At 60.3% G+C, this 16,604-nt stretch carries 14 protein-coding genes; all 14 read right to left on the bottom strand.

The window, feature by feature from the left end:
* Positions 1-6: 6 nt before the first annotated feature.
* The 14 genes from nuoF to HX824_RS25405 all read right to left on the bottom strand — a co-directional run bounded on the left by nuoF (position 7) and on the right by HX824_RS25405 (position 16,193).
* Complete coding sequence (gene nuoF / locus HX824_RS25470) at positions 7-1,362, bottom strand: NADH-quinone oxidoreductase subunit NuoF (RefSeq protein WP_003219566.1); 1,356 nt, start codon at positions 1,360-1,362, stop codon at positions 7-9.
* Complete coding sequence (gene nuoE, locus HX824_RS25465) at positions 1,359-1,856, bottom strand: NADH-quinone oxidoreductase subunit NuoE (RefSeq protein ID WP_177055325.1); 498 nt, start codon at positions 1,854-1,856, stop codon at positions 1,359-1,361. The genes nuoF and nuoE overlap by 4 nt, the downstream gene beginning before the upstream one ends.
* Positions 1,857-1,858: 2 nt before the next feature.
* Positions 1,859-3,643: an NADH-quinone oxidoreductase subunit C/D gene (gene nuoC / locus HX824_RS25460; protein ID WP_003219570.1), complete on the bottom strand. Its 1,785-nt coding sequence runs from the start codon at positions 3,641-3,643 to the stop codon at positions 1,859-1,861.
* Positions 3,644-3,715: 72 nt separating this feature from the next.
* Positions 3,716-4,390 (bottom strand): NADH-quinone oxidoreductase subunit B family protein, encoded by a 675-nt coding sequence (locus HX824_RS25455; RefSeq protein ID WP_003219572.1) that lies wholly within the window; start codon positions 4,388-4,390, stop codon positions 3,716-3,718.
* Between the two features lie 10 nt (positions 4,391-4,400).
* Positions 4,401-4,814: an NADH-quinone oxidoreductase subunit A gene (locus HX824_RS25450; protein WP_003219575.1), complete on the bottom strand. Its 414-nt coding sequence runs from the start codon at positions 4,812-4,814 to the stop codon at positions 4,401-4,403.
* A 716-nt stretch (positions 4,815-5,530) separates the two neighbouring features.
* Positions 5,531-6,856, bottom strand: coding sequence for an isocitrate lyase (aceA, locus tag HX824_RS25445; protein ID WP_003219577.1), 1,326 nt, complete (start codon positions 6,854-6,856; stop codon positions 5,531-5,533).
* Positions 6,857-7,350: 494 nt separating this feature from the next.
* A complete protein-coding gene (locus HX824_RS25440; RefSeq protein ID WP_177023236.1) occupies positions 7,351-8,088 on the bottom strand; it encodes a secretin N-terminal domain-containing protein in 738 nt (245 codons plus the stop codon).
* A gap of 239 nt (positions 8,089-8,327) precedes the next feature.
* A complete protein-coding gene (locus HX824_RS25435) occupies positions 8,328-8,750 on the bottom strand; it encodes a GNAT family N-acetyltransferase (RefSeq protein WP_003219580.1) in 423 nt (140 codons plus the stop codon).
* Positions 8,743-9,909 carry a cupin domain-containing protein gene (locus HX824_RS25430; protein ID WP_003219582.1) on the bottom strand — a complete coding sequence of 389 codons (1,167 nt, stop codon included), beginning with the start codon at positions 9,907-9,909 and terminating at the stop codon, positions 8,743-8,745. The genes HX824_RS25435 and HX824_RS25430 overlap by 8 nt, the downstream gene beginning before the upstream one ends.
* Before the next feature lie 84 nt (positions 9,910-9,993).
* The gene (gene purB / locus HX824_RS25425; protein WP_003219584.1) at positions 9,994-11,364 is read right to left on the bottom strand and encodes an adenylosuccinate lyase; all 1,371 of its coding nucleotides are present in this window, start codon (positions 11,362-11,364) and stop codon (positions 9,994-9,996) included.
* 124 nt (positions 11,365-11,488) lie between these two features.
* Complete coding sequence (hflD, locus tag HX824_RS25420; RefSeq protein WP_003219586.1) at positions 11,489-12,112, bottom strand: high frequency lysogenization protein HflD; 624 nt, start codon at positions 12,110-12,112, stop codon at positions 11,489-11,491.
* Entirely contained in the window at positions 12,109-13,233 is a 1,125-nt protein-coding gene (gene mnmA, locus HX824_RS25415) for a tRNA 2-thiouridine(34) synthase MnmA (RefSeq protein ID WP_003219588.1), read from the bottom strand. Before mnmA ends, hflD begins: the two co-directional genes overlap by 4 nt.
* 59 nt (positions 13,234-13,292) lie before the next feature.
* Entirely contained in the window at positions 13,293-13,739 is a 447-nt protein-coding gene (locus HX824_RS25410; protein ID WP_008431568.1) for an NUDIX hydrolase, read from the bottom strand.
* 228 nt (positions 13,740-13,967) lie between these two features.
* Positions 13,968-16,193, bottom strand: coding sequence for an NADP-dependent isocitrate dehydrogenase (locus tag HX824_RS25405; protein WP_087693052.1), 2,226 nt, complete (start codon positions 16,191-16,193; stop codon positions 13,968-13,970).
* Positions 16,194-16,604 lie beyond the last annotated feature (411 nt).

Here is a 16,604-nt window from a genome sequence, read left to right as displayed (position 1 = left end):
TAAGCGTTACGCGCCGACTACGATCGGCCTTGCCAGAGGCGGGACGGCGGCGCTGGTAGGCGCGATGCCGGCTTCGAACTCCGAGCGGAAGTATTTGATCGCGCTGCCCAATGGCTCCACGGCGCCCGGTGCGTGAGCACAGAAGGTCTTGCCTGGGCCGAGGAAACCGACCAGACCCAGCAGGGTCTCGATGTCGCCCTCGCGGCCTTCGCCGTTTTCCAGGGCCATCAGCAGCTTGACGCTCCATGGCAAACCGTCGCGGCACGGGGTGCAGAAGCCACAGGATTCGCGGGAGAAGAATTGCTCCATGTTGCGCAGCAACGACACCATGTTCACGGTGTTGTCCACGGCCATGGCCAGGCCGGTACCCATACGGGTGCCCACCTTGCCGATGCCGCCGGCGTACATTTGAGCGTCCAGGTGTTCTGGCAACAGGAAGCCGGTACCGGCGCCGCCTGGCTGCCAGGCCTTGAGGGTGTAGCCATCGCGCATGCCGCCGGCGTAGTCCTCGAACAGCTCGCGTGCGGTCACGCCGAAAGGCAGTTCCCACAGGCCCGGGTTCTTGACCTTGCCGGAGAAGCCCATGAGCTTGGTGCCCATGTCTTCGCTGCCTTCGCGGGCCAACGATTTGTACCACTCCACGCCGTCGCCGATGATTGCCGGCACGTTGCACAGGGTTTCAACGTTGTTCACGCAGGTCGGCTTGCCCCACACGCCCACGGCGGCAGGGAAGGGCGGCTTGGAACGCGGGTTGGCGCGGCGGCCTTCGAGGGAGTTGATCAGTGCGGTTTCTTCACCGCAGATATAACGCCCGGCGCCGGTGTGCACGAACAGTTCGAAGTCGAAACCCGAACCAAGGATGTTCTTGCCCAGCAGGCCAGCGGCCTTGGCTTCTTCCACGGCACGGTTCAGGTGCTTGGCGGCGGTGGTGTATTCGCCACGCAGGAAGATGTAGCCACGGTAGGTTTTCAGCGCGCGGGCACTGATCAGCATGCCTTCGATCAGCAGATGGGGCAGTTGCTCCATCAGCATGCGGTCTTTCCAGGTGTTCGGCTCCATTTCATCCGCGTTGCACAGCAGGTAGCGGATGTTGATGGATTCGTCTTTCGGCATCAGGCCCCACTTGACACCCGTGGGGAAGCCTGCACCGCCGCGGCCCTTAAGGCCTGCGTCTTTCACGGTCTGGACGATGTCGTCCTGGGCCATGTCGGCAAAGGCTTTGCGCGCGGCCGCGTAACCGTTCTTGGCCTGGTACTCGTCAAGCCATACAGGCTCGCCGTCGTCACGCAGGCGCCAGGTCAGCGGGTGAGTCTCGGCCGACCGCTTGATGCGGTTGGCAGGACCGAAGGAAGTCAGGGTCATGGGTAGCCCTCGAGCAATTGGGTGACGCCGGCAGGCTGCACGTCACCGAATGTGTCGTCGTCGATCATCAACGCCGGCGCCTTGTCACAGTTGCCCAGGCAGCACACCGGCAGCAGCGTGAAGCGCCCGTCCGGAGTGGTTTGGCCCAGGCCGATGCCCAGCTTGCTCTGGATCTCGCTGACCACGGACTCGTGGCCACCGATGTAGCAGACCATGCTGTCGCACACGCGAATGATGTGGCGGCCGACCGGCTGGCGGAAGATCTGGCTGTAGAACGTCGCCACGCCTTCAACGTCGCTGGCGGGGATGCCGAGGATCTCGCCGATGGCGTAGAGGGCGCCGTCCGGCACCCAGCCACGTTCCTTCTGGACGATCTTCAAGGCTTCGATCGACGCCGCGCGCGGGTCTTCGTAGTGATGCAGCTCGTGCTCGATGGACGAGCGCTCGGTTTCACTCAAGGTGAAACGGTCTGTCTGGATAAGCGTGCTATTCATGCTTAGCGGTCCACGTCGGCCATAACGAAATCGATACTACCCAGGTACGCAATCAAGTCCGCGACCATTTCACCTTTGATCACCGAAGGGATCTGCTGCAGGTGCGGGAAGCTTGGCGTGCGAATCCGGGTGCGGTAGCTCATGGTGCCGCCATCGCTCGTCAGGTAATAACTGTTGATACCCTTGGTCGCTTCGATCATCTGGAAGGACTCGTTGGCCGGCATTACCGGGCCCCACGAAACTTGCAGGAAGTGCGTGATCAGGGTTTCGATGTGTTGCAGCGTGCGCTCTTTCGGCGGCGGCGTGGTCAGCGGGTGATCCGCCTTGTACGGGCCTTCCGGCATGTTGCGCATGCACTGTTCGATGATCTTCAGGCTCTGGCGCATTTCTTCGACGCGCACGATGCAGCGGTCGTAGGCATCGCCGTTGGCCGCCAGCGGCACTTCGAATTCGAAGTTCTGGTAGCCGGAGTACGGGCGTGCTTTACGCAGGTCGAAATCGCAACCGGTGGAACGCAGGCCAGCACCGGTGACGCCCCATTCCAGGGCCTCTTTGGTGTTGTACTGGGCGACGCCGATGGTCCGGCCCTTGAGGATGCTGTTGTCCAGGGCGGCTTTCTGGTATTCGTCCAGACGCTTGGGCATCCAGTCGATGAATTCCTTGACCAGGCGTTCCCAGCCACGTGGCAGGTCGTGGGCGACGCCGCCGATGCGGTACCAGGCCGGGTGCAGGCGGAAACCGGTGATGGCTTCGATGACCTTGTACGCACGCTGACGGTCGGTGAAGGTGAAGAACACCGGGGTCATGGCGCCGACGTCCTGGATATAGGTACCCAGGAACAGCAGGTGGCTGGTGATCCGGAAGAACTCGGCCATCATGATGCGGATGGTGTCGACCTTGTCCGGCACCTTGATGCCGGCCAGCTTCTCGACCGAGAGCACGTACGGCAGGTTGTTCATCACGCCGCCGAGGTAGTCGATACGGTCGGTGTACGGGATGAAGCTGTGCCACGACTGACGCTCGGCCATCTTCTCGGCTCCACGGTGGTGGTAGCCGATGTCCGGTACGCAGTCGACGATTTCTTCGCCGTCCAGTTGCAGGATGATGCGGAAGGCACCGTGAGCAGAAGGGTGGTTCGGGCCCAGGTTGAGGAACATGTAGTCCTCGTTGGTGCCGGAGCGCTTCATGCCCCAGTCTTCCGGACGGAAGCGCGCAGCCTCTTCTTCAAGCTGTTGCTTGGCGAGGGTCAGGCTGAATGGATCGAATTCGGTGGCGCGGGCAGGGAAGTCCTTGCGCAGCGGGTGACCTTCCCAGGTCGGCGGCATCATGATGCGCGACAGGTGCGGGTGGCCCGGGAAATCGATGCCGAACATGTCCCACACTTCACGCTCGTACCAGTTGGCGTTGGGCCAGATACCGGTCACGGTCGGAACGCTCAGGTCGCTCTCGGAGAGGGCCACCTTGATCATCACGTCGCTGTTACGTTCAAGCGACATCAAGTGGTAGAACACGGTGAAGTCGGCGCCGCTCGGCAGCCCCTGGCGCTTGGTGCGCAGGCGCTCGTCCACGCCATGCAGGTCATAGAGCATGACGTACGGCTTGGGCAGGTTGCGCAGGAAGCTCAGGACTTCGACGAGCCTGGCACGCGCCACCCACAGCACCGGCATGCCGGTGCGTGTGGCCTGGGCGGTGAAGGCGTCAGGGCCAAAACGGTTGTTGAGTTCGACGACCACATCCTGGTCGTCTGCCTTATAAGGCGGGATGTACAGAGCACTGCCTGTAGTCATGGTTTTTTATCGCTTTCGGTCAACGTAAAGAATGAAGCCAGGTTTTCGTTCTATAAAAGAAGCGGTTCTGGATCAGACTTCGTCGGGGCTGCGCAGGTTGGTTACCTGAATACGCTGTTCGCGGCGCTGTTCCTTTTGTGACGGCATCTCGGCGCGGTATACGCCTTGATCTCCGACAACCCAGGAAAGTGGACGACGCTCCTTGCCAATCGATTCCTGCAACAGCATCAAGCCTTGCAGAAATGCTTCAGGGCGGGGCGGGCAGCCAGGCACGTAGACGTCCACGGGCAGGAACTTGTCCACCCCCTGAACCACGGAGTAGATGTCGTACATGCCACCGGAGTTGGCGCACGAACCCATGGAGATAACCCACTTTGGTTCGAGCATTTGCTCGTAGAGACGCTGAATGATCGGCGCCATCTTGATAAAGCAGGTACCGGCGATAACCATGAAATCCGCCTGACGCGGCGATGCCCGGATAACTTCGGCGCCAAAGCGCGCGATGTCGTGGGGCGCCGTGAAGGCGGTGGTCATTTCCACGTAGCAGCAGGACAGACCGAAGTTGTACGGCCACAGGGAGTTCTTACGTCCCCAGTTGACCGCGCCACTCAGCACGTCTTCCAGCTTGCCCATGTAGATGTTTTTGTGGACTTGGTCTTCTAACGGGTCGGAAACGGTTTCCCGTTCGCCGATTGGGTACTGCTCGTTAGGAGCATCCGGGTCGATCCTGGTGAGATTGTATTGCATCGCCAAAGCCTCATTGTTTCAGCTTCGCTTGCCGCTTGCGACGAGCTTCCGGAGCCCAGTCAAGGGCGCCCACTCGAAATAGGTAGACAAGGCCTGCCAACAGAATTGCTATGAAAACGAGGGCTTCGACGAATCCGGTCCAGCCGCTTTCGCGGACGGACACAGACCAGGCAAAGAGAAAAAGGGCTTCGATGTCGAAGATCACGAAGAGCATCGCGACCAGATAGAATTTGGCTGAGAGCCGCAAGCGGGCGCCACCTGTAGGTAGCATGCCGGACTCGAACGGTTCGTTTTTGCTGCGGCCCCAGGCTTTTGACCCGAGGAGGCTGGAGACGCCGAGCATGAAGGCGCAAAGGCCGACTACACCGAGGAGGAAAATGGCAAAGCCCCAGTTGTGGGCCATGAGTCCTGTCGCTTCGGTCATGCTGGAAATCCTTAACAGAGAGCAAAGGTCTCTGAGCTCGAAAAAGTAACGATGCAGTGACGATATGTCGCAGCGCAATCAATCGCGGTGATTTTATGGCTAAACACCGGGCAAGTAAAATTCCTATAGCGAAATTATTCGATGGAATAAGGACATGGTGCACCTTCTTGGGGCTGTAGCCCTTGTGCTGCGGGCATTAGCGGGCTTTTCACGAATTGTGTTTTGTTTAACCGGTAAAGAAGTTTTCATGCTCTAAATGATAATGAATATTGTTTGCGTGGGTTTTAAACAACTGTTCGGGGTTTAGCGCGGGAAGTTGTTGTTACTTGTGCGGGTGATGCTAGTTGGTAAAGCGGATCTTTTAACTGGTTTTGCAGATGGGAATAGCGCTCTGGATCAATGTTTTGATCGAAATCGGCTGGCGAGGGCGCGCAGGGGCACATATTCAAAAGCCCAATCAAAGGCTGGGCCAAGGCGCGTGCCGCTCTGCTTTCCTGTGGGAGCTGGCTTGGCTGCGATGGCATCGCCTCGGTGTATCGCAGAAGCCGAGTTGTCGGCATCGCAGGCAAGCCAGCTCCTACAGTTGACCGTGGCTGCTCTCACACACCAGTGCTTTTCAGGCGCCCAAAAAAACGCCCCGAACCAGTCGGGGCGTCAGATCGTGCGGCACTGCGGTTAGGTCTTCCGTGGGGCCGCAGTGGCCGTGTACTCAGTACTTAGTGGAACTGCTCTTCTTCGGTCGAACCGGTCAGCGCAGTCACGGACGAGGTGCCGCCCTGGATCACGGTGGTCATGTCGTCGAAGTAACCGGTGCCCACTTCCTGCTGGTGCGCCACAAAGGTGTAACCCTTGGCAGCATCAGCGAACTCTTGTTCCTGCAGCTTCACGTAGGCAGTCATGTCGTTGCGGGCGTAGTCGTGCGCCAGGTTGAACATGCTGTGCCACATGTTGTGAATGCCGGCCAGGGTGATGAATTGGTGCTTGTAGCCCATGGCAGACAGTTCACGCTGGAACTTGGCGATGGTCGCGTCGTCCAGGTTCTTCTTCCAGTTGAAGGAAGGCGAGCAGTTGTAGGACAGCAGTTGATCCGGGTATTCCTTCTTGATGGCTTCGGCAAAGCGGCGAGCTTCGTCCAGGTCCGGCTTGGCAGTTTCGCACCAGATCAGGTCGGCGTACGGCGCGTAGGCCAGGCCACGAGCGATCGCCTGGTCGAGACCGGCGCGCACTTTATAGAAACCTTCCTGGGTACGTTCGCCAGTCACGAACGGCTGGTCGTACGGGTCGCAATCCGAGGTCAGCAAATCAGCCGCGTTGGCATCGGTACGGGCCAGGATGATGGTCGGAGTGCCAGCAACGTCAGCAGCCAGACGAGCAGCCGTCAGCTTTTGAACAGCTTCCTGGGTTGGAACCAGTACCTTGCCGCCCATGTGGCCGCATTTCTTCACCGAAGCCAGCTGGTCTTCGAAGTGAACGCCGGCAGCGCCTGCCTCGATCATGCTCTTCATCAGCTCGTAGGCGTTCAGTACGCCGCCGAAACCGGCTTCAGCGTCTGCAACGATCGGTGCGAAGTAGTCGATGTAGCCTTCATCGCCCGGGCCTTTACCGGCTTTCCACTGGATCTGGTCGGCACGGCGGAACGAGTTGTTGATGCGCTTGACCACGGTTGGCACGGAGTCCACCGGGTACAGCGATTGGTCGGGGTACATGGACTCAGCGGAGTTGTTGTCCGCTGCCACTTGCCAGCCAGACAGGTAGATCGCCTGGATACCGGCTTTGACCTGTTGAACCGCTTGGCCGCCAGTCAGGGCGCCCATGCAGTTGACGAAATCTTTTTCGGGACGGAAGGACGGCTTGGCACCCTGGGTGACCAGCTTCCACAGCTTCTCGGCGCCGAGTTTTGCAAAGGTGTGCTCAGGTTGAACCGAGCCACGCAGGCGGACGACGTCAGCAGCGGAATAAGCGCGGGTCACGCCTTTCCAGCGTGGGTTTTCAGCCCAGTCTTTTTCAAGGGCTGCAATTTGCTGTTCGCGTGTCAGTGCCATGGGGAAAAACCTCGTCGCATAGGTCTAGGTGGAAAATTCCATTTGCCAGCCACGTAATCAGTGCGTGGTTATGGCTGCTCGCTGACCAGAAGCTTAGGCGGTCAAGTCAGGCTTGGCGGGGAAGGCGACGGGATGAACGATAGGCTCAAGGGGGAGTTGAGCAGGTAAGGGCGAACTGCGAACAGTCTTCGGGCGTCGTGGGCCTTTGTACGATCCATCAGTGTGTTGCCGGGTTACCTGGTTAGCTTCCGTCCCTCGGGACAACTTCGTTCCAGTCGCAACCTCGTCAAACACACCTTGTGGGCGGTACAGACACGAATCGGCTCAGGTGGGTGGCTTTGAGCGACGATCCGAAGGCCCTTGCCAGGGCCCCTGATTAGCGGGAGCGAGGCCATCATGCCCATGCTTTTTTGGATCGTCAAATGTTTTGTAGTGCTTTTTTTCAAGCACTACATCTTTAGTCTAATACGACTCGCCAGTCAGTTTTTGGTGCTTCAGTTCAGCGTGTCGACTTTGACCCGCAATGTCAGGTCATCGCGCCCTTGAGTAGAGTAGCTGCGGGTTGTGGTACTTTTGTCGGCCTGGGTCTGGCGGTTGATCCCGGCCAGGGTGATCCACTCGCCCAGGCGTCCGCTGACAGTTGTGTCGGTACTTTGCACGTTCACTACATCGGGACGTTCCTGGCTCATGCGGTCACGATTGGTACTGATGCTCAGGTGAACGGTCTCGCCGGTGACGCTGGCCGTCACGTAGAAGCCCTGGGTTACGTTGCGATACTGGGTCTGGTTCTGCGGGCGGCCGTAGGCATCGGGCTGGGTGGTGGTGAGGGGCACGCTCTGGCCGATCTGGATCAGCGCGGGCACGCCTTCGCTGGCCTGGATCTGCTGGATCCCGCCGTCACGGCTTTCGGTGCTGTAGGTGATGACCTGTGTTTGATTGTTGCCGTTGCTCTGCTGGTTGTTTTCGTTGGTGTCGACGGTGATCAGCAGGCGCTTGGAAGGCGTGTCCAGTTGCGCGAGCAGGGCGCGCAGGCCCTGGATCTTGTCGGGCTCGGCGTTCACGATCAGTTGGTTGCCGTAGGCGCTGACGGTGCCGTCCTTGCCGATAAAGTTCTGCGCCACCGGCAGCAGGTCGGCGCTGGTGCGGTTGCTCAGGGGCACGACTTCGGTGGCGGCCATCACCGAGAAACTGGTGGCCAGGAGCAACAGGGTGAGCAGGGTGCGTAGGGACATGTCCGTTATCTCTGCGAGTCATTTAGGCTAGATATTGCCAGTTTGTCGGCTTGGCGGGGCGCAAGTTGAATCCTGGACGGCAAAAGGCCCTGGCATCGGGGGATGGCAGGGCCTTTTGAGGTGTTGCTGATGGCGCCTTCGCGAGCAAGCCCGCTCCCACATTTGACCTCATTCCAAAGGATATACTGGATCGAATGTGGGAGCTGGCTTGCCTGCGAAGGGAGCGACTCGGTCTCGGATCAGCCCTCGCGCACCATATCAACGTGAGGAATCCCGACTTCCAGGAACTCATCGCTGACAATCTTGAAGCCCAGGCGCTCATAAAACGGCGCCGCATGGACCTGTGCACTGAGGATCTGCCGGGTCTGGCCGCGTTTCTCGGCCACGCCGATCACCGCTTCCATCAGCTTGTCGCCGACCTTCAGGCCGCGCCAGTCTTTGAGAACCGACACGCGGCCGATCTCGCCGGTAGGCAGCAGGCGTGCAGTACCGATGGGAAAGTCGCCTTCGAACGCCAGGAAATGCACGGCACTCGCGTCGTCTGCATCCCATTCCAGCTCCGGTGGAACCGATTGTTCAGCGATAAATACCGCTTCACGAATGCGCCGTATCTCGGCGATATCCTTTTGCCAGTCCGCGACACTTACGTGAATCTTATTCATCGGCAAACCCCAGGCTTCCTTGCTTGACCAGTTCCCACAGCAGGGCGCAGCCATCTTCATCCGCCAGCCATGGGCCGAGGTTGTCGATGTGCAGGGCGTCGGCGGCGCACACCAGCTTCAGCAGTTCCCGCAGCTTGCCCGGCAACAGGCGGCTCTGGCCGCTGGCGAACAGCAGCAGGTCGTCGTCGACTTCGGACCAGGCCAGGCGGGCGCTCGGGTTGCGGATCAGCACGGCGCCGTTTTCCAGGCTGCCCAGCAGGTCTTCTTCTTCCACTTCCGGGCCGGCGACCAGTTCCGGGTAGCGCGGCTCGGTCATGAACTGGCCGAACCAGGTCAGCAGCATGCGCTCGTCGCTCATGTGCTCGGCCAACAGGCTTTTCAGGCGGTCGAGGGCGTCGCCCTGGATCTGGTGCGGGTCGCTGACCGGCTGGGCATCGGCGTCGGTGTAGCGCTCTTCGTCAGTCAGGTACTGGCTGAGGAAGTCGGTGAAGTGGGTCAGCACTTCAGCGGCGCTCGGGGCGCGGAAGCCTACGGAGTAGGTCATGCAATCATCCACGGCCACGCCGCAGTGGGCCAGGCGGGGCGGCAGGTAGAGCATGTCGCCCGGTTCCAGCACCCATTCGGCGGTCTCTTCGAATTCAGCGAGGATGCGCAGGTCCGCGTGTTGCAGCAGCGGGCTTTCGGAGTTGCACATCTGGCCGATCTTCCAGTTGCGCTTGCCGGAACCTTGCAGCAGGAACACGTCGTAGTTGTCGAAGTGCGGGCCCACGCTGCCACCCGGGGCGGCGTAGCTGATCATCACATCGTCAATGCGCCAGCTTGGCAGGAAGCGGAAGTTTTCCAGCAGTTCGGCCACTTCCGGCACGAACTGGTCGACCGCCTGCACCAGCAGGGTCCACTCGCGCTCGGGCAGGGTGCTGAAGGCATCTTCGGCGAACGGGCCGCGGCGCAACTCCCACGGGCGTTCGCCGTGTTCGATGATCAGGCGCGACTCGACTTCTTCTTCCAGCGCCAGGCCGGCCAGTTCGTCGGCGTCGATCGGGCTTTCGAAGTCAGGGATGGCCTGGCGGATCAGCAGGGGTTTTTTCTGCCAGTAGTCGCGCAGGAATTCCCGTGCCGTGATGCCGCCCAGAAGTTGAAGAGGAATGTCAGGATTCATGTGTAACCTATTGAAAAAAAGCACTTTTCAGACGGGAATAAAAACGCCCGGCGCTGCCGGGCGTCTCAAAGGGTCAAGCTTCTATCAGATGCGTTTGGCTTGAGCCACAGCGTTGCCGATGTAGTTGGCCGGGGTGAGCAGTTTCAGCTCGGCTTTGGCGGCGGCTGGCATATCCAGGCCGTCAATGAAAGTTTGCAGCGCTTCGGAGGTGATGCCCTTGCCGCGGGTCAGCTCTTTGAGCTTCTCGTACGGGTTTTCGATGTTGTAGCGGCGCATCACGGTCTGGATCGGCTCGGCCAGGACTTCCCAGCAAGCGTCCAGGTCAGCGGCGATCTTCTGCTCGTTGAGCTCCAGTTTGCTGATGCCTTTGAGGCTGGCTTCGTACGCGATCACGCTGTGGGCGAAGCCCACGCCGAGGTTGCGCAGTACGGTGGAGTCGGTCAGGTCGCGCTGCCAGCGGGAGATTGGCAACTTGCTGGCCAGGTGCTGGAACAGGGCGTTGGCGATCCCGAGGTTGCCTTCGGAGTTTTCGAAGTCGATCGGATTGACCTTGTGCGGCATGGTCGATGAACCGATTTCGCCGGCAATGGTGCGCTGCTTGAAGTAGCCCAGGGAGATGTAGCCCCAGATATCGCGATCGAAGTCGATCAGGATGGTGTTGAAGCGCGCAATCGCGTCGAACAGCTCGGCGATGTAGTCGTGGGGTTCGATTTGCGTGGTGTACGGGTTGAAACCCAGGCCCAGTTCGTCTTCGATGAAGGCGCGGGCGTTTTCTTCCCAGTCGATCTCAGGATAGGCCGACAGGTGGGCGTTGTAGTTGCCTACGGCGCCGTTGATCTTGCCCAGCAGCGGTACGGCCGCGACTTGAGCGATCTGGCGCTCCAGGCGGTACACCACGTTGGCCAGTTCTTTACCCAGGGTGGTCGGCGAAGCCGGCTGGCCGTGGGTGCGCGACAGCATCGGAACGTCGGCGAAACGGATCGCCAGTTCGCGGATGGCGTCGGCAGTCTGGCGCATCAGTGGCAGCATCACGTCATCACGGCCTTCGCGCAGCATCAGGGCGTGGGACAGGTTGTTGATGTCCTCGCTGGTGCAGGCAAAGTGGATGAACTCGCTGACCTTGGCCAGTTCCGGCAGCTTGGCCGCTTGCTCTTTGAGCAGGTATTCGATGGCTTTAACGTCGTGGTTGGTGGTGCGCTCGATCTCTTTGACACGCTCGGCGTGCTCCAGAGCGAAGTTTTCCGCCAGGGCGTTCAGCACAGCGTTGGCTTCGGCAGAGAACGCCGGCACTTCGCTGATGCCAGGGTGAGCGGCCAGGCGCTGGAGCCAGCGCACTTCAACCAGAACACGAGCACGGATCAAGCCGTATTCGCTGAAAATAGGGCGCAGGGCCTGGGTTTTGCCGGCGTAGCGGCCGTCAACAGGGGAAACCGCAGTGAGCGAAGAAAGCTGCATGGGGTGTTCTCGGACAGTCGGGCAACGAAATGGGGCGCGTATCATACATGAAAAAATCCGCCGGTCCGTTGCCAACTGACCGGCGTATTACGCGTGGGGCTATAAAAAAATCGGTTGCTGCGACTTATTCGTTGCGCATCAACGGGTAAAGCTCTTTCAGCAATTTGCGTCGGCTGACCACCAACTGCCAGCGATGACCGCCCAATTGGCGCCATAACCGCGCCGAACGAATACCGGCCAACAGCAGGGCGCGGATTTTCGAGGCGTTGTTTGGTTGTTGCAGGTTGCGCATATCGCCGTGCACCTGGATCCGCTGGCGCAAGGTGCTCAGGGTGTCCTGGTACAGGGCGCCACAGGCTGCGATCACGTTTTCGTGGGCCGGGCCAAAATGCTCGACCTGGGACTGGATCTGCGGCAGGCGCTTGCCGATGGTGTCCAGCAGGTCGTCGCGCTTGGCCAATTGACGCTCCAGGCCGAGCATCGACAGGGCGTAGCGCAGCGGCTCGCGCTGCAAGGTGCTTGGATCGCGCTCGAGGGCGCCGACCAGTGCGCGATAACCTTCGCGCAGGGCCAGGTCATCGCCGCCGTACACTTCCAGGGTGTCCTTCGGGTCGCGGATCAGCAGGCTGCCGAGCATGCAGGTCAGGCCTGCCTCGGTGACCTGGCCGGTCTTGGCGATCTTGTCCACCAGCACCGCGGCGAGAAACACGCCGCCCAGTGCCGTCAGTTGCTCCTGGGTCGGGCTCATGCCTGGCTGCTCCAGGGTTCGGCAACTTCGATCACACCGCCCCCCAGGCAAATCTCTCCGTCATAGAACACTACCGATTGGCCCGGCGTTACGGCGCGCTGCGGGTCGTCGAAGGTGGCGCGGTAGCCGGTGGCGGTTTTTTCCAGCGTGCAGGGCTGGTCGCTCTGGCGATAACGCACTTTGGCCGTCAGGCGGCGCGGGCTGCTGAGGTCCACCGGGTTGACCCAGTAGATGTCCGAGGCCAGCAGGGCACGGGAGAACAGCCATGGGTGGTCATTGCCCTGGCCCACGATCAGCTCGTTGTGCTCCAGGTCCTTGACCAGCACGTACCACGGCTCTTCGCCGGCGTCTTTCAGGCCGCCGATGCCCAGGCCCTGGCGCTGGCCGATGGTGTGGTACATCAAGCCGTGGTGACGGCCGATGATCTCGCCTTCGGTGGTCTTGATCTCGCCCGGTTGCGCCGGCAGGTACTGTTTGAGGAAGTCGCTGAAACGGCGCTCGCCGATAAAGCAGATCCCGGTGGAATCCTTCTTCTTGGCGGTGGCCAGGCCGTGTTTCTCGGCAATGGCGCGCACTTCGGGCTTTTCCAGCTCGCCCACCGGGAACAGGGTCTTGGCGATCTGTTCGCCGCCGACGGCGTGCAGGAAGTAGCTCTGGTCCTTGTTGGCGTCCAGGCCCTTGAGCAGCTCGGTGCGGCCATCGATGTCGCGACGGCGCACGTAGTGGCCAGTAGCAATCAGATCGGCACCTAGGATCATCGCGTAGTCGAGGAACGCCTTGAACTTGATCTCGCGGTTACACAGGATGTCCGGGTTCGGCGTGCGACCGGCCTTGTATTCGGCCAGGAAGTGCTCGAACACGTTGTCCCAGTACTCGGCGGCGAAGTTGGCGGTGTGCAGCTTGATGCCGATTTTGTCGCAGACGGCCTGGGCATCCGCCAAGTCGTCCATGGCGGTGCAATATTCCGTTCCATCGTCTTCTTCCCAGTTCTTCATGAACAGGCCTTCCACCTCATAACCCTGCTCCATGAGCAGAACGGCGGAAACGGAAGAATCCACGCCGCCGGACATACCGACGATGACGCGCTTCTTTTGTGTGTCAGAAGGGGCTGGATCACGCATAGGATTTCAACGGGAGTCTTTAAAAAGGACGCGATTCTAGCAGGCTCGCGTCTGCAAGGCTAAAGAGAAGGGCGGATCAATTCGAGGCTGTGGCGCTGGCCGGCCAGATAATCGTCGATGCAGCGGATGATCAGCTCGCTGCGCCAGTCTTCGCGCAGGGCCATCAATTCGTCACGGGTCAGCCAGCGGGCGCGCAGAATACCGTCGTCCAGTGGGTAGTCCGGGTGGTGTTGCAGGGCCTTGGCGATGAAGCATACGCGCTGATAGGTCACGCCATTGCTGGGAGCGGTGTACAGGTAAATCCCGACAATCCCGGTGGCTTCGACGTCCCAGCCAGTCTCTTCGAGGGTTTCGCGCACGGCGGCCTCGGTCAGGGTTTCGTTCGGGTCGAGGTGACCGGCGGGCTGGTTGAGCACGGCGCGGCCGCCCTTGAGTTCTTCGACCATCAGGAAGCGGCCGTTGTCTTCGACGATGGTGGCGACGGTGATGTGAGGTAGCCAGGTCATAAAGTACCTCGATTCAAGGTGTAACGCTGTCTTCAGGCGCGATTGCATTCAGTGTGGGAGCGGGCTTGCTCGCGAATACGGCGTGTCAGTTAAAGAGGTATTGACTGATCCACCGCATTCGCGAGCAAGCCCGCTCCCACATTTTGATTGGGTTTCTTCAATAAAAGCGCCATGTCCAGAAACAGAAACCCCGGCACAGGGCCGGGGCTTCTTTGCATCCTTACAACCTTACACCAGCGCAGCGATTGCCGCGTTGAGGGTGGCGCTTGGGCGCATGGCCTTGCTGGTCAGCTCGGCGTTCGGTGCGTAGTAGCCACCGATGTCCACTGGCTTGCCCTGGACAGCGTTGAGCTCGGCAACGATGGTTGCCTCATTCGCGGTCAGGGTCTTGGCCAGTTCGCCAAACTGCGCTTGCAATGCAGTGTCTTCGGTCTGGGCCGCCAGGGCTTGAGCCCAGTACAGCGCCAGGTAGAAGTGGCTGCCGCGGTTGTCGATGTTGCCGACTTTGCGCGATGGCGACTTGTTGTTGTCGAGGAACTGGCCGGTGGCCTGGTCCAGGGTCTTGGACAGTACCAGGGCTTTCGGGTTGTTGTACGTCACACCCAAATGCTCGAGGGATGCGGCCAGGGCGAGGAACTCGCCCAGGGAATCCCAGCGCAGGAAGTTCTCTTCAACCAGTTGCTGCACGTGCTTCGGAGCCGAGCCGCCAGCGCCGGTTTCGAACAGGCCGCCACCGTTCATCAGCGGCACGATCGACAGCATCTTGGCGCTGGTGCCCAGTTCCATGATCGGGAACAGGTCGGTCAGGTAGTCGCGCAGAACGTTGCCGGTCACCGAGATGGTGTCCAGGCCCTTGCGGGTACGCTCCAGGGTGAACTTCATCGCGTCGACCGGCGACATGATGCGGATGTCCAGGCCTTCGGTGTTGTGGTCTTTCAGGTAAGCCTGAACTTTCTCGACCACGACGCCGTCGTGCGCGCGCTGCGGGTCCAGCCAGAAGATGGCCGGGGTGTTGCTGGCGCGGGCGCGGTTGACGGCCAGTTTGACCCAGTCCTGGATCGGTGCGTCTTTGGTCTGGCACATGCGGAAGATGTCGCCGGCTTCAACAGCCTGTTCCATCAGCAGGTTGCCCTTGCTGTCGGTGACGCGGACTACGCCGTCAGCCTTGATCTGGAAGGTCTTGTCGTGGGAGCCGTACTCTTCGGCTTTTTTCGCCATCAGGCCAACGTTTGGAACGCTGCCCATGGTGGTTGGGTCGAAGGCGCCGTTGGCCTTGCAGTCTTCGATCACTGCCTGGTAGATAGTGGCGTAGCAGCGATCCGGGATCACAGCCTTGGTGTCGTGCAGCTGGCCGTCGGTGCCCCACATCTTGCCGGAGTCACGGATCATGGCAGGCATCGATGCGTCGACGATGACGTCGCTCGGCACGTGCAGGTTGGTGATGCCTTTGTCGGAGTTGACCATCGCCAGGGAAGGGCGAGCAGCGTATACCGCCTGGATGTCGGCTTCGATCTGCGCTTGCTGATCGGCCGGCAGGGCCTTGATGCGAGCGTACAGGTCGCCGATGCCGTTGTTCAGGTTGAAGCCGATCTGCTCCAGCACCACAGCGTGCTTGGCCAGCGCGTCTTTATAGAACTCGGCAACGATCTGGCCGAACATGATCGGGTCGGAAACCTTCATCATGGTGGCTTTCAGGTGAACCGACAGCAGCACGCCTTGTTTCTTGGCGTCTTCGATTTCAGCGGCGATGAAGCTGCGCAGGGCTTTCTTGCTCAGCACGGCGGTGTCGATGATCTCGCCAGCTTGTACGCTGGTTTTTTCCTTCAGGACGGTAGCGGTACCGTCCTTGGCGATCAGTTCGATCTTGACGGCATCAGCGCCTTCGATCTGAACGGCTTTCTCGCTGCCGTAGAAGTCGCCGTTGCTCATGTGGGCAACGTGGGACTTGGAGTCGGCAGCCCAGGCGCCCATTTTGTGCGGGTGCTTGCGAGCGTAGTTCTTGACCGACAGCGGGGCGCGGCGGTCGGAGTTGCCTTCGCGCAGTACCGGGTTCACGGCGCTGCCCTTGACCTTGTCGTAACGTGCACGGGTTTCTTTTTCCGCGTCGGTGGTTACGGTTTCCGGGTAGTCCGGCAGGGCGTAGCCCTGGGCCTGCAGTTCCTTGATCGCAGCTTGCAGCTGAGGGGTCGAGGCACTGATGTTCGGCAGCTTGATGATGTTGGCTTCAGGGGTAACGGCCAGGTCGCCCAGTTCGGCGAGGTGGTCCGGCACGGCCTTGGCGCCCAGTTGCTCGGGGAAGCTTGCGAGGATGCGCGCGGCCAGGGAAATGTCGCGGGTTTCCACGGCAATATCAGCGGAAGCGGTGAAGGCCTCTACGATAGGCAGCAGTGAATAGGTGGCGAGGGCTGGGGCTTCGTCGGTGAAGGTGTAGATGATCTTCGAGCGGGTGGGCATATTCGGATTAACTCTCTTCTTTGCTGAAAGCATGCGCAGAAACTCGAGATGCGCCGGGTAAAGCGCGTTCGTTCAAAGTCATCCATGAGCGAAATGTCGAAGTTTCTTCGCGGTGATGTTGGGTTGCATCAGTCGAGCGTCAAGCGGGTGAGCTACTGTAGTAGCTCGGCTTTTCTGGCGGAGGGCGTCTGTCTAGAGCGGTCGGCCGTCGTGACTCTTTGGTCAGCGGCGGCATTATACATAGGTCGCTATGCTTACGCCGAGCCTTCATACAAAAGGTGTGTCGTCCATTGGTCTAAAGGTCGCAGGCAGCGGGTTGCGCCTAAAGTCGCATGATGTGCTCAAGATTGGCGCTTTTCCCTTTGCTTTCAAGCTTGTAGGCCGCTAAATATGCTGTTTTCGACGCAAATG

Origin of the sequence: Pseudomonas sp. D4002, assembly GCF_013385665.1 — a bacterium.
Classification (GTDB): domain Bacteria; phylum Pseudomonadota; class Gammaproteobacteria; order Pseudomonadales; family Pseudomonadaceae; genus Aquipseudomonas.
Note: the sequence above shows the minus strand (reverse complement) of the source record. Positions and strands in the feature narration are given on the sequence as shown.

Excerpts from the sequence above, each read along its gene's own strand:
- nuoF (WP_003219566.1), bottom strand. The coding sequence starts at position 1,362 with ATGACCCTGACTTCCTTCGGTCCTGCCAACCGCATCAAGCGGTCGGCC.
- nuoE (WP_177055325.1), bottom strand. The coding sequence starts at position 1,856 with ATGAATAGCACGCTTATCCAGACAGACCGTTTCACCTTGAGTGAAACC.
- nuoC (WP_003219570.1), bottom strand. The coding sequence starts at position 3,643 with ATGACTACAGGCAGTGCTCTGTACATCCCGCCTTATAAGGCAGACGAC.
- HX824_RS25455 (WP_003219572.1), bottom strand. The coding sequence starts at position 4,390 with ATGCAATACAATCTCACCAGGATCGACCCGGATGCTCCTAACGAGCAG.
- HX824_RS25450 (WP_003219575.1), bottom strand. The coding sequence starts at position 4,814 with ATGACCGAAGCGACAGGACTCATGGCCCACAACTGGGGCTTTGCCATT.
- aceA (WP_003219577.1), bottom strand. The coding sequence starts at position 6,856 with ATGGCACTGACACGCGAACAGCAAATTGCAGCCCTTGAAAAAGACTGG.
- HX824_RS25440 (WP_177023236.1), bottom strand. The coding sequence starts at position 8,088 with ATGTCCCTACGCACCCTGCTCACCCTGTTGCTCCTGGCCACCAGTTTC.
- HX824_RS25435 (WP_003219580.1), bottom strand. The coding sequence starts at position 8,750 with ATGAATAAGATTCACGTAAGTGTCGCGGACTGGCAAAAGGATATCGCC.
- HX824_RS25430 (WP_003219582.1), bottom strand. The coding sequence starts at position 9,909 with ATGAATCCTGACATTCCTCTTCAACTTCTGGGCGGCATCACGGCACGG.
- purB (WP_003219584.1), bottom strand. The coding sequence starts at position 11,364 with ATGCAGCTTTCTTCGCTCACTGCGGTTTCCCCTGTTGACGGCCGCTAC.
- hflD (WP_003219586.1), bottom strand. The coding sequence starts at position 12,112 with ATGAGCCCGACCCAGGAGCAACTGACGGCACTGGGCGGCGTGTTTCTC.
- mnmA (WP_003219588.1), bottom strand. The coding sequence starts at position 13,233 with ATGCGTGATCCAGCCCCTTCTGACACACAAAAGAAGCGCGTCATCGTC.
- HX824_RS25410 (WP_008431568.1), bottom strand. The coding sequence starts at position 13,739 with ATGACCTGGCTACCTCACATCACCGTCGCCACCATCGTCGAAGACAAC.
- HX824_RS25405 (WP_087693052.1), bottom strand. The coding sequence starts at position 16,193 with ATGCCCACCCGCTCGAAGATCATCTACACCTTCACCGACGAAGCCCCA.